At 59.9% G+C, this 11,857-nt stretch carries 11 protein-coding genes; 4 read left to right on the top strand and 7 right to left on the bottom strand.

Annotated elements, in window-relative coordinates; translation table 11 throughout:
- Positions 1 to 8: 8 nt before the first annotated feature.
- From BT119_RS02650 to moaB, 3 genes are all read right to left on the bottom strand, one after another.
- Positions 9 to 935, bottom strand: a complete 927-nt coding sequence (locus tag BT119_RS02650; protein ID WP_003366963.1) for a glycosyltransferase family 2 protein — start codon at positions 933 to 935, stop codon at positions 9 to 11.
- A gap of 89 nt (positions 936 to 1,024) precedes the next feature.
- Entirely contained in the window at positions 1,025 to 2,236 is a 1,212-nt protein-coding gene (gene glp / locus BT119_RS02645) for a molybdopterin molybdotransferase MoeA (RefSeq protein WP_003433014.1), read from the bottom strand.
- Positions 2,237 to 2,242: 6 nt separating this feature from the next.
- On the bottom strand, positions 2,243 to 2,782 hold the full coding sequence (moaB, locus tag BT119_RS02640) for a molybdenum cofactor biosynthesis protein B (RefSeq protein WP_002553131.1): 540 nt from the start codon (positions 2,780 to 2,782) through the stop codon (positions 2,243 to 2,245).
- Between the two features lie 75 nt (positions 2,783 to 2,857).
- Between moaB and mobA the strand changes: the two genes are divergently transcribed.
- Both mobA and BT119_RS02630 read left to right on the top strand, forming a co-directional pair.
- A complete protein-coding gene (mobA, locus tag BT119_RS02635) occupies positions 2,858 to 3,463 on the top strand; it encodes a molybdenum cofactor guanylyltransferase MobA (protein WP_024663339.1) in 606 nt (201 codons plus the stop codon).
- A gap of 96 nt (positions 3,464 to 3,559) precedes the next feature.
- Positions 3,560 to 3,784 carry a YgdI/YgdR family lipoprotein gene (locus BT119_RS02630; RefSeq protein WP_002553129.1) on the top strand — a complete coding sequence of 75 codons (225 nt, stop codon included), beginning with the start codon at positions 3,560 to 3,562 and terminating at the stop codon, positions 3,782 to 3,784.
- Positions 3,785 to 3,861: 77 nt separating this feature from the next.
- Here BT119_RS02630 and BT119_RS02625 read toward each other — a convergent pair whose 3' ends face one another.
- Complete coding sequence (locus BT119_RS02625; RefSeq protein ID WP_072364713.1) at positions 3,862 to 4,752, bottom strand: pseudouridine synthase; 891 nt, start codon at positions 4,750 to 4,752, stop codon at positions 3,862 to 3,864.
- A 185-nt stretch (positions 4,753 to 4,937) separates the two neighbouring features.
- On the opposite strand from BT119_RS02625, the gene BT119_RS02620 reads away from it, so the two are divergent.
- Positions 4,938 to 5,792 (top strand): shikimate dehydrogenase, encoded by an 855-nt coding sequence (locus tag BT119_RS02620; protein WP_003433016.1) that lies wholly within the window; start codon positions 4,938 to 4,940, stop codon positions 5,790 to 5,792.
- Between the two features lie 3 nt (positions 5,793 to 5,795).
- On the opposite strand, the gene BT119_RS02615 is transcribed toward BT119_RS02620, so the two are convergent.
- Together BT119_RS02615 and quiC are read right to left on the bottom strand one after the other, a co-directional pair.
- A complete protein-coding gene (locus tag BT119_RS02615; protein ID WP_003433017.1) occupies positions 5,796 to 6,452 on the bottom strand; it encodes a TetR/AcrR family transcriptional regulator in 657 nt (218 codons plus the stop codon).
- 107 nt (positions 6,453 to 6,559) lie between these two features.
- A complete protein-coding gene (gene quiC, locus BT119_RS02610; protein WP_003433018.1) occupies positions 6,560 to 8,467 on the bottom strand; it encodes a 3-dehydroshikimate dehydratase QuiC in 1,908 nt (635 codons plus the stop codon).
- Between the two features lie 617 nt (positions 8,468 to 9,084).
- On the opposite strand from quiC, the gene BT119_RS02605 reads away from it, so the two are divergent.
- Positions 9,085 to 10,413, top strand: a complete 1,329-nt coding sequence (locus tag BT119_RS02605) for an MFS transporter (protein WP_003433019.1) — start codon at positions 9,085 to 9,087, stop codon at positions 10,411 to 10,413.
- 494 nt (positions 10,414 to 10,907) lie between these two features.
- Here BT119_RS02605 and BT119_RS02595 read toward each other — a convergent pair whose 3' ends face one another.
- The gene (locus BT119_RS02595; protein WP_054081863.1) at positions 10,908 to 11,795 is read right to left on the bottom strand and encodes a DMT family transporter; all 888 of its coding nucleotides are present in this window, start codon (positions 11,793 to 11,795) and stop codon (positions 10,908 to 10,910) included.
- Positions 11,796 to 11,857 lie beyond the last annotated feature (62 nt).

The raw sequence follows: 11,857 nt of genomic DNA, 5'->3' as shown, positions 1-11,857 counted from the left end.
GGCGCAACTCAGGCGTAAGGGCTGTCCCAGTAGCGCGCGTACATGCCGAGCTTCTTCTTCACGCCGCGCGGCAAGCGCTTTTCCTGTCGGCTCAGCTTGTAGGCCAGCAGCTTCAGCGCATTGCGCACGAACGACACAGGCCACCAGAGGATTCGCCGGGGACCGAGGAATTTCAGCTCGGACTTGACGTAACGCATGCCCTCGCCGCCAATGCCGCCAAAGGTTTCGTAGATCCACGCCTCGCGGGCCTGGAACACGCCGATATCAAAGTAACGGCGAAACTCTTCGCGCAGGCTGTAATTATGGGAATGACGGCATACAGCCGAGCCTTCGTAAGCCGCTTTCCAGCCATCGATAAGCATTTTCGCGGTGACGTACATGTCCTCCGAAAGGATCACATGCTGCGGAAAACCGCCGATGGCCCGCAACGCTTCGCCTCGATAGGCCGCAAACGAGTTGGACATGAATGGCGTCTTGATACCCAGCGTACCGGCGTCGGCGAGCGTCTTGATCTGCGAGGTCGGCGGGTAATTGAACAGCCGCGCATGCTGGGCCAGCAGGTTGGCGTCCTTGTGCGGCAACTGTCGCCCGCATACCGCACCGACCTTCGAGTCGGCGAACGGCAGCAGAATGTTGGCGATGGCATTGATGTCTTCAACGTACGCATCCTGGGTCATGAAGACATACACATCATAGTCAGGATGCAGATCGACCATCATCTGCCGGGTACCGCCGTGGTTGAAATCCTTGCTGTCGATGCGCAGCACATTGGCACATCGGGCTTGCGCCAGCTCCAGCGTGCCATCCGAGGAACTGGAGTCCACGATCAGCGTATCGAAGCTGGCAGTCTGCGCAGCCAGTGAATCCAGCAGACGTTCCAGATCCTTGCGTCCGTTGTAGGTCGGGATCACACAAGCCACTCTCAATGGCGCCATAACAATACTCCAGGGCGAAGTCCGGTTGCCCACTGTGTCAGCGTTGTTGAGCGTAGCTCATGCGTACCCGCCCCACCATTCGAATGCACTCAGCCCAGCACTTCACTCAACGGGATGAAGTTGACCCAGTCGCCTTCGGCAACGGTCGAGCCTTCGCGCACTTCAATCAGACCATCGGCCCACGCAGCGCTGCGCAGGACTCCCGAACTCTGATTGCGATACGCCACCGCCCGGCCCTGCTCCAGACGGCCGCGCAGGTACTCGCGACGATTGCCAGGACGCGTCCAGACAAACCCGGCCGGCACCGGAAACTGCAAGGGAGCGACGTCGATCACGCCCTGGCGACGCAGCAGGTAAGCCCTAGCCAGCAAGGCGAAGGTAACCAGCGTAGAGGCTGGATTGCCAGGCAGACCGATCACCGGCACACCCCGAAAATGCCCGAAGGTCAGCGGCTTGCCAGGCTTGATGGCCAGCTTCCAGAGCGTCAGCTCGCCCTCCTCACGCAATGCGTGGCCGAGGAAATCAGCTTCGCCCACGGACACTCCGCCCGTGGAGAGAATCAGATCGACACCCTGCAGATTCGCCAGCGCAGCACGCGTCTTTTCCAGATCGTCCGGCAGGATGCCGGCATCCACGACCTCGCATTGAAGCCGCTTCAGCCAGCTGCACAGCAACACCCGGTTGCTGTTATAGATCTGCCCCGGCCCCAACGGCTGACCGGGCTCAATCAACTCATCGCCCGTAGACAGCACCGCGACCCGCACGCGGCGAATGACCTCCAGCTCGGCGAGGCCCAGCGAGGCCGCCAGACCCAGTTCGATCGGACCCAGCCGCGTGCCGGCGGCCAGCACAGTATCGCCGACCCGGGTTTCCTGGCCTTGCGGACGAATATTCTGCCCGGCGCCCAGCGGTTCGTTGAACCGCACACGCTGATCCGTCAGCACCTCAGCGTTTTCCTGCATCTCGACGCAGTCAGCGCCTTCGGGCATCGGCGCGCCAGTGAAGATACGCGCGCAGGTGCCAGGGGCCAGAGGCTCGGGGGCCTGACCAGCGAAGATACGCTGACTGACCGTCAACGGCTCGCCGTGCCAGTCCGCCGCGCGCAAGGCATAACCGTCCATGGCGCTGTTCGGCCAGGGCGGCAGATCCAGCGTGGAGACCAGATCCACTGCCAGTACGCGGCCTTCGGCATCGGCCAGCGAGACGCATTGGCGCTCGGTGATCGGCGTGGCTTCGGCCATTTTCAACAGACGCGCAATGGCGTCTTCAACAGGCAGCAGGGTTTTCGGCTCGTTGCTCATGAGCACTCAACCACGAGTCGCACAGGGCTCGGCCTGCTTGAGGTGAGGCACAAAGTTGCAGGGACGGAAACGCGAGTCCAACTGCTGGGCAAGAATGCCGTCCCATGCCGTGCGCACCGCATTGGTGGACCCTGGCAGGCAGCACACCAGCGTGCCATTGGACAGGCCGGCCAGCGCGCGGGACTGAATGGTGGACGTGCCGATATCCGGCACCGATATCTGCCGGAACAGCTCGCCAAAACCATCGACTTGCTTGTCCAGCAGGCAGGCTACGGCTTCAGGTGTGCTGTCGCGGCCGGTAAAGCCGGTGCCACCGGTGATCAGCACGACCTGCACCTGATCGTCGGCAATCCAGGTCGCTACCTGAGCGCGGATCTTGTACAGGTCATCCTTGAGCAGCACGCGCTCGATCAGACCATGGCCTGCGTCGGTCAGGCGGTCGACAAACATCTGCCCCGAGGTATCGGTTTCACGGGTGCGGGTATCGCTGACGGTCAGTACGGCGATATTAAGGGGTACGAAAGGTGTGTCAGCCTTGGCTTTCATGGCCTCATCCAGTTGTTAAGAAAACAGGCGGGTGTTATATCACAGCCCTCCTTTTGACTGCCCGACGAGTGTTCGATGAATGTTCCTGCCCCACTGCCGCCCTGCTCGATTCTGCTGCTGGCCGGAGGCCGGGGACAGCGCATGGGCGGGCGCGACAAGGGCCTGATCGAATGGCAGGGCACCCCGCTTATCGAACATCTGCATCGTCTGACCCGGCCGCTGACCGACGATCTGATCATTTCCTGCAATCGCAATATCGATCGCTATGCGCGTTACGCCGATAGACTGGTGCAGGACGACGATACCGATTTCAACGGCCCTCTGGCCGGGATTCGCGCCGCACTGCCCCTGGCGCGGCATCGATGGTTGCTGATCCTGCCCTGCGACGCACCTTTGGTCGATGAAGCGTTGCTGCACGCATTGCGTGAAAAAGCCTCTGAATACCCGGAGCGACCGATAATGGTGCGTGAAGGTCAGCACTGGCAGCCGCTTTTAGGTATGATCCCTGTCGCTCACGCCGCAACGCTGGAAGCCGCATGGCAGGCCGGCGAACGCAGTCCGAGACGGGCTCTGGAACCGCTGCAGCCAGTCGCTCTGCAACTGGAAGCCGGTGATCCACGCCTGGCCAACCTGAACACTCCCTGTCTGTTGACCGGGATCAGTGAAAACCGCAACAAGTGACTGGTCATTGAAGTTGCTGCGGGTGTATACGGAACTTGCTGACGGTGTATCCGTCTGAGAGTTCAGCAAATCAAGAATCCATCTGGAGACACAGTAATGAAACAACGGACCCTCCCCGCTGCCTTCCTGCTTGCACTGAGCATTGCCTCCCTCGCCGGCTGCGCATCGCCCACTGTGATCACCTTGAACGATGGTCGTGAAATTCAGGCTGTCGACACGCCGAAGTACGATGAAGAATCCGGCTTCTACGAGTTCAAGCAACTCGACGGCAAGCAGACCCGCATCAACAAGGATCAGGTACGTACCGTCAAGGATCTGTGATCCGGATGTCGCGTTACTGATTTGAAAAAACCCGCCGAGTGCGGGTTTTTTTTGCCTGTCATTTCACTGCCCCTGTACTACCAGTCGAGCTGCAACAGGCTCTCGAAGTGGCGCGGCTCGCCATTGATGGGATCGATGAAGCGCAAGCTGCTGGCCAGCAGCTTCAAGGGATGCCGATAGTCGTCCACCGGGTCTTTCACCACGTCCGGGTAAAACGGGTCGTTGCAGATGGCAGCGCCCAGCGCAGCCATGTGCACGCGCAACTGATGCTTTTTGCCGGTCACCGGATAAAGCCCGTAACGCCACAATTTATCCTGCCGTTCGAGCACCTCGATCTGCGTACGGGTGTTGCTCGCGCCGACGCCTTCATGCATGCGAAAGAACGGTTCACCCTCGACCAGACGACTCTCGTGCAGACGCGGAAATATCAGTTCCGGCAGCGCTGGTGCAATGGCCTGGTAAAACTTGTCGATGCGCCGGGTGGGAAACAATGCCTGATAAGCCGAGCGCGTCTGCCGGTTGGCGGAAAACAGCACCAGCCCTGCGGTGTGCCGGTCGATGCGGTGCAGCGGCACCAGATCAGGGTTGTCCAGGCGATGGATCAAGCGCCGCAGCAAGGTTTGCTCGACATACTCGCCTGCGGGTGTCACCGGTAGGAAGTGCGGCTTGTCAGCCACCACCAGATGCTCGTCGGCGTAGAGGATCGTTTCAACCACAGGGATCGGCGTTTCGTTGGCAACCTCACGAAAGTAGTGAACCCGCAGCCCTTCCCGATACGCCAGATCAGGCGCGATGGCCTTGCCGTTTTCGTCCAGCACCCGGCCGCGGGCAAACCGATCCAGCCATTGTTCGCGGCTGATGGCCGGAAATTTCGCGCACAGGCAATCGAGCACCGTGGCCCACGAGCCCGGTGGCAGATACAACGTACTGGCTTGCTGCTGTGCGGCGTTGAAGACGGACTCGGACATGCGGGAACTCGGACTCGTGTAAGCCTGAAGCGGCTGGCGGTGGATTATCACTGATTAGTGCGATCACCGCACAACATCGCTGCGTGGTAATCGACTCCTGCCTGCGGCACTATTAACCATCTGGTACATTCCGTTTAACACCTGCCGCCAATCGGGCAGTGACACAAAAACAAGAGACGTATTTTATGACTCATGCTGAAAAACCCTCCATCCTCGCCGGCCTCATCGGCTCGGGCATCCAGGCCTCGCGAACGCCCGCCATGCATGAGCATGAAGGCGATGCGCAAGGCATGCGCTATCTGTATCGGCTGATCGACATCGATGCCCTGCAAGTGGACATCCACGCCCTGCCCCGGCTTCTGGAAGGCGCCCAACAGTGCGGCTTCACTGGCCTGAATATCACCTTCCCGTGCAAGCAGGCAGTCATCCCGTTACTGGATGAGCTGTCCGATGAAGCGCGCGGTATCGGCGCGGTGAATACGGTGGTGTTCAAGGACGGCAAGCGCATCGGTCACAATACCGACTGCCTGGGATTCGCCGAAGGTTTCCAGCGCGGCCTGGACAAGGCACCACGTCAACAGGTGGTGCAGATGGGTGCAGGCGGCGCGGGCGCTGCCGTGGCTCATGCGCTGCTGGGCGCGGGCGTCGAGCGCCTCAGCGTGTTCGAAGTCGAGCCGCAACGCGCCCAAGGGCTGGTGGACAACCTCAACCAGCACTTCGGTGCCGGGCGCGCTCAGGTGGGCATCGACCTGCCTGCGGCGATGGCCGAAGCCGACGGACTGGTCAATACCACGCCGGTCGGCATGACCAAACTGCCAGGCACGCCGTTGCCGGTCGGGTTGCTGCGGCCCGAGCTGTGGGTGGCGGAAATCATTTACTTTCCGCTGGAAACCGAGCTGCTCAAGCATGCCCGCGCATTGGGCTGCCGAACGCTGGATGGCAGTACCATGGCGGTGTTTCAGGCAGTCAAGGCCTTTGAACTGTTCAGTGGCCAGTCCGCCGATGCAGAGCGGATGATGGCGCACTTCCACACGTTGTAAACATCAGCGTTTGAGATAACGCAACACAGCGTCGCAGATCATTGCCTTGTGACGCTGTTTGACCTCCTCGCTCCACAACTCGATCTGAAAGATCTCGCTGAAGGTATGGCGATTGGAGACCCGGTAGAAGCAGAACGAGCTGATCATCAGGTGCAGGTCCACCGGATGAACACCGTCACGAAACAGGCCGCTGGCTTCGCCACGACGCAGGATGCCGTCGAGCGCCCTGATGATGTTCTGGCTCTTGGCCTGAATCGATTCGGACTGTTTGACGTTCTCGCCGTTATGGATGTTTTCGATGCACACGATACGGACGAAATCGACATTGCTGTCGTGGTGATCGAAGGTGAACTCGACCACACGATGAATCGCTTCCACCGGCTCGAGTTCGGACAGATTGAGCTGGCTCTCGGTGTTGCGAATCGCGCCGTAGAGTTTTTCCAGCACTTCGACGTACAGTTGCTCTTTGCTGCCGAAGTAGTAATAGATCATCCGTTTCGAGGTTTTGGTGCGTTCGGCAATGGCATCGACGCGCGCCCCCGACAGGCCATGGGCGACAAACTCGGCAACGGCGGCCTGCAGTATGTCTTCGCGGGTCTTTTCCGGATTGTTCTTGCGCCCTTTCGACGCAACGGCAACGGAGTCGTCAGTTGTTTTCATTGTTGGCTCATGACCACGAGTGATGCGCGGAGTATGAAGCCGACCGGCAACCGAGGGAAGCTGCGAGGGCATCGAACCCTCGCAGCAGCCCTGCAATCGGATTCGCCTTACAGACGCGCCTGACGTGCTGCCACATTGCGCGCCTTGGCCATCGCAGCCAGACGCACCGGGACGTTGGCAGCACCGTACCCTACGTAGCCGTTCTTGCGCTGCAGGATTTCGAAAAAGAAGCGCCCGTCGAACGCATCGGTGTAGACGTGGAACAACTCGCCACCCTGCGCATCGCGGTCATAGAGCACGTTGTAGTACGCCAGTTCGCTGAGAAATTCCTCGTCGAAATCGAAACGCGCCGCCAGGTCATCATAGTAATTGAGCGGGATGTCCAGCAGCGGCACGCCCGCTTCCTTGGCACGGCTCACTTCGGCGAAGATGTCTTCACATGAGAACGCGATGTGGTGCACGCCCGAGCCACGATAGCTCGACAGCGCATGGGAAATGGCCGTATTGCGATTCTCGGAAATATTCAGCGGCAGGCGCACGGTGCTGCAACGGCTGCGCAGTGCACGGCTCTTGACCAGACCGTAGGGGTCGGGCAAAACCACTTCGTCGTCAGCCTCGAAGTCCAGAATGCTTTTGTAGAACAGCACCCAGCTGTCCAGGCTGTCGGCCGGCAGCGCCATGGCCATGTGGTCGATACGCTGCAACCCGCCCTTGGCGACTGCTTGCGGATCGACGACAAAATCGCTGTCGTAAATCGATTCTCCCGGTGCGGCGTTGTCTACCAGATAAATCAGGCTGCCGTCGGGCGCACGGACCGAAGGAATCTCCCGTTCGTTGGGGCCGACCAGGCCACGATAGGGCTGGCCCTTGAAGGCACGCGCACGCTCCAGCGACTGATGACCGTCGTCGACACGCAAGGCGGTCGCGCACAACGAAGGGCCGTGCGCCTCGAAGAAGCTGTGGGCGAAGGAATAGGGTTCGGCATTGAGCACAATCCTGATATCGCCCTGCCCCAGCAGACTGACCGCCTTGGAGCGATGCTGACCCAGCTTGGCAAAGCCCAGCCGTTGCAGCCAGCCCGACAGGCGAGCGCCATGGCTCTCGTCAACGGCAAACTCGAGAAACTCGACGCCATTGTAGGTACTGGCAGCGGGTGGATTGAAGAGGATTTCGGGAGCGGCGGCCGGCTCGTCACGCGCCATCAGCTGGCGGGTTTTCTCTTCCAGATAGAGCAGCGAACGCAGACCGTCCGCGGCATTGGCGCGTGTCGGCGCTGCACGGAAGCCATCGTTGAACACTTCCAGCGACAACGGCCCGGTGTAGCCACTGCGCAGGATTGGCGCGAGGAAGCCGGCCAGATCGAATTCACCCTGGCCCGGGAAGCAGCGGAAATGACGGCTCCACTCCAGTACATCCATCGCCAGAAGCGGCGCGTCGGCCATCTGCACGAAGAAGATCTTGTCGCCCGGGATCTGCGCGATGGCGCTCGGATCGCCCTTCAGCGACAGGGTATGGAAACTGTCGAGCAGCACGCCAAGCGCCGGGTGGTCAACCTGACGCACCAGGTTCCAGACCTGTTGCCAGGTGTTCACGTGCTTGCCCCAGGCCAGCGCTTCATAACCGACGCGCAGGTTACGGGCGCCGGCGCGCTCGGCGAGCAGGCCCAGATCATCGAGCAGAATGTTTTCGTCGCCCACCGAATCGGCAGACGCATTGCTGCAGACCAGCACCAGATCGGTGCCCAGTTCCTGCATCAGATCGAATTTGCGTTCGGCACGGTCGATATTGCGCTGCAGACGGTCACGGCGGCAGCCTTCGAAATCGCGGAACGGCTGGAACAGGGTGATGGCGATGCCCAGGTCGGCACACATCTGCCTGATATTGCGTGGGCTGCCGTCGTAGTACAACAAGTCGTTTTCGAAAATCTCGACGCCGTCAAAGCCGGCTGCGGCGATGGCTTCGAGCTTTTCGGGCAGAGTACCGCTCAAGGATACGGTAGCAATTGAACGCTGCATGCTTTTCAGCTCCTGGATGAACGCGACCTGCTTGGGTCGCGACTGGACAGCACCGCATTCCTGGCCTTTCCCGGCCTTATTCAGAGGTGCGAGTAAAGTATTTGCCTGTGAAAATACTACAGCAACATAAAGTGTACGAACCGGTTAGTTTTACGTTCGATTATCGAACAAAAGCCGTTTTACTCAATTGACGCTGTATCTCGCAATGCTCAACATCAGCATCACATTGCAGGATAGACCCGCAGTCCAACATTTTTGATCGTCGCTTCATCAGCAGCAACCCATAACAATTCAAAAAACAGGAACATTGCTCATGTGCACCCTTCTCGCTTTGCTGGCCCGCTCGCCCATCCGTCTTACCAGACGTCCTGTTCGACGAACCCGCCCGGCCAAAAGCCCGGCCTGGGTACACGTCGCCTGAAACATTCCAACACACTTACGCGGCCCAACCTGTAAATTGTCGGCCCGACGGATCGTTTCGAGGACAGCCTGAGTCTACAGGCCAGTCGAATCACGGTTCTACGACTTCACTTTACCTGCACAACGCCTGCATCGAGTGGACTTCTCAGTCCGACTGTTGCCAGCAGCACAGTCCTGGAACGGATGGTTAGAACATCATGCTTAACACCCAGACCAACCCTGTCGCCCAGGCCGCCCGTGCCGGGATGGGCGAAAAGATCCGCGGCGCACTCGCCGTGGGCAAGACTCGCTGGGGCATGCTCGCCCTGGTGTTCTTCGCCACTACGCTGAACTACATCGACCGGGCCGCGCTCGGTGTCATGCAGCCCATCCTCGCCAAGGAAATGAGCTGGACGGCGATGGACTACGCCAACATCAACTTCTGGTTTCAGGTCGGCTACGCGGTCGGCTTCGTGCTGCAGGGTCGCTTCATCGACAAGGTCGGCGTCAAGCGCGCGTTCTTCCTCGCGGTGCTGCTGTGGAGCCTGGCGACCGGCGCACACGGCCTTGCCACTTCCGCCGTCGGCTTCATGGTCTGCCGCTTCATTCTGGGCCTGACCGAAGCCGCCAACTACCCGGCCTGTGTGAAGACCACGCGGCTGTGGTTCCCTGCCGGTGAGCGTGCGGTGGCCACCGGTATCTTCAACGCCGGCACTAACGTCGGCGCCATGCTGACCCCTGCCCTGTTGCCGGTGATCCTGACTGTCTGGGGCTGGCAGGCCGCCTTCGTGGCAATGGGTTCGCTGGGGCTGCTCTGGGTCATCACCTGGCGCTTGAAGTATTACAACCCTGAAGATCACCCGACCGTCAGCAAGACCGAACTGGATTACATCAATCAGGAAGTAGAACCGGCGCCGGTCAAGGTGCCGTTCACCGGCATTCTGAAGATGCGTGGCACATGGGCGTTCGCGCTGGCGTATGCGATTACTGCTCCGGTTTTCTGGTTCTACCTGTACTGGCTGCCGCCGTTCCTCAATCAGCAATACAACCTGGGGATCAGCGTGACGCAGATGGGCATCCCGCTGATTCTGATCTGGCTGACGGCTGACTTCGGCAGTGTGGGTGGCGGCATTCTGTCGTCCTGGCTGATTGGTCGTGGCATGCGTGCGACGACTGCGCGCCTGTTGTCGATGCTGATCTTTGCCATCACGATCTGCAGCGTGGTGTTCGCTGCCAATGCCAGCGGGCTATGGGTGGCGGTACTGGCCATCTCGCTTGCCGTAGGTGCGCATCAGGCCTGGACCGCGAATATCTGGAGCCTGGTGATGGACTACACGCCCAAGCACATGATGAGTACCGTGTTCGGCTTCGGCGGCATGTGTGCGGCCATTGGTGGTATGTTCATGACCCAGATTGTCGGTGCCGTGTTGACCGCCACCAATAACAACTACAACGTGTTGTTCACCATGATCCCGGCGATGTATTTCATTGCCCTGATCTGGCTGTACTTCATGGCGCCTCGCAAGGTTCCGACGCTCAGCGAGTGATCGTCTGACACCATCAAAAAGGCCCGGCTCACTCAGTGACCGGGCCTTTTTGCTATTGTCCCCACGCTTTGCGCAGAGTGACGAAAAGTACTCTCCCGGACGCCTCTCGTTCCTCACGCTCCGCGTGGGAATGCAGTTCTTGACGCTCGGCGTCACACGGCGATTCTGTGGTTTCAGGTAGATTAGGGTTCGACTCAGGTCACCTTTTCGCCCCTCGGCGACCTACTTTGATGGGGCCAAAGTAGGCAAATCCCCTCGCGCTTGTTTCCGGCCCGACTTCGTCGGATTCCTTCGCCCTGTCACTAAAGTCGCACTCTGCGTCGTCAGTGCCACCGCGATAAAAAAGCGCTTTATTTATGTAAAGTGATTGCGCGCAAGACACTACGTTGTGCTGCGGTACAGATGTGACGCAGAGCGTCACGAACTGCATGCCAACGCAGAGCATTGGCACGATAGTCAGTTAGATTTGTGTATTCGTGCGAGGGAACAGCTCATCACCCACCCTTGCGCCGCTGTTGCCAAGCCGCCGCCAGGCCGCTGAGGCAGATGATGGCGATGCCTGCCTGTGCGGTCGGTGATGGCATGTGGTCGAACACCACGAAACCCAGCAGCCCGGCAAACACGATCTGGCAATAGCTGAACGGTGCGAGCATGGCCGGGGCGGCGAAGCGGAAGGCCTGGGTCAGCAGCAAATGCGCCGACATCCCGCACGCGCCGAGCGCCAGCAGAAACGGCAAGTGCTTGAGCGCCGGCACTTCCCAGAAGAACGGCACCAGTGCACTCATCAACAGGGTATTGAACAACCCCGCGAAAAAGTTGCTGGTGGTCGGACTGTCAAACGGGCTGACCAGCCGCGTCAGGAGTTGATACAGCGCAAAGCACAAGGCTGACGACAGGGGCAACAGAATCGCCGGGGTAAACAGCTCGCCCCCCGGATGAATGATGATCATCACCCCGACAAACCCGACGACCACTGCTATCCACTGCCCACGCGTGACACGCTCATGCAACAGCGGCACCGATAACGCGGTAACGAGCAACGGCGCAAGAAAGTTGACCGCCGTCGCCTCTGCCTGCGGGATGAACATCAGGCTGCTGGTAAACAGCAGACTGGTGCCCAGCAAGGCCAGGGCGCGCAAGACCTGCAGGCCAGGACGCTTGGTGCGCAACACCCGCAACCCCGCTGACGGCATGAAGATGCAGGCCATCAACAGCGTATGCACCAGATAGCGTGCCCAGACCACCAGAATGATCGGATAGAAGCCGGACAGGTATTTGGACAGTGTGTCATGGCTGGCAAACAGAAAGGTCGCCAGAAGAATGAAGCCAATACCTTTGAGAGGTTGATTGACGCCGGACAACGGCGTGCTGGCAGTGCTCATTGCGCTTCCTTGTTCAAGTTTCAGCAGCCTGACAGCGTGGCCGAAAGCGCCAGCGCCCGCTG

This window comes from Pseudomonas sp. NFACC10-1 (genome assembly GCF_900119195.1).
GTDB lineage: Bacteria > Pseudomonadota > Gammaproteobacteria > Pseudomonadales > Pseudomonadaceae > Aquipseudomonas > Aquipseudomonas cerasi.
Note: the sequence above shows the minus strand (reverse complement) of the source record. Positions and strands in the feature narration are given on the sequence as shown.

Excerpts from the sequence above, each read along its gene's own strand:
- BT119_RS02625 (WP_072364713.1), bottom strand. The coding sequence starts at position 4,752 with ATGTCCGAGTCCGTCTTCAACGCCGCACAGCAGCAAGCCAGTACGTTG.
- BT119_RS02630 (WP_002553129.1), top strand. The coding sequence starts at position 3,560 with ATGAAACAACGGACCCTCCCCGCTGCCTTCCTGCTTGCACTGAGCATT.
- BT119_RS02605 (WP_003433019.1), top strand. The coding sequence starts at position 9,085 with ATGCTTAACACCCAGACCAACCCTGTCGCCCAGGCCGCCCGTGCCGGG.
- BT119_RS02595 (WP_054081863.1), bottom strand. The coding sequence starts at position 11,795 with ATGAGCACTGCCAGCACGCCGTTGTCCGGCGTCAATCAACCTCTCAAA.
- quiC (WP_003433018.1), bottom strand. The coding sequence starts at position 8,467 with ATGCAGCGTTCAATTGCTACCGTATCCTTGAGCGGTACTCTGCCCGAA.
- BT119_RS02615 (WP_003433017.1), bottom strand. The coding sequence starts at position 6,452 with ATGAAAACAACTGACGACTCCGTTGCCGTTGCGTCGAAAGGGCGCAAG.
- moaB (WP_002553131.1), bottom strand. The coding sequence starts at position 2,782 with ATGAAAGCCAAGGCTGACACACCTTTCGTACCCCTTAATATCGCCGTA.
- mobA (WP_024663339.1), top strand. The coding sequence starts at position 2,858 with ATGAATGTTCCTGCCCCACTGCCGCCCTGCTCGATTCTGCTGCTGGCC.
- glp (WP_003433014.1), bottom strand. The coding sequence starts at position 2,236 with ATGAGCAACGAGCCGAAAACCCTGCTGCCTGTTGAAGACGCCATTGCG.
- BT119_RS02650 (WP_003366963.1), bottom strand. The coding sequence starts at position 935 with ATGGCGCCATTGAGAGTGGCTTGTGTGATCCCGACCTACAACGGACGC.
- BT119_RS02620 (WP_003433016.1), top strand. The coding sequence starts at position 4,938 with ATGACTCATGCTGAAAAACCCTCCATCCTCGCCGGCCTCATCGGCTCG.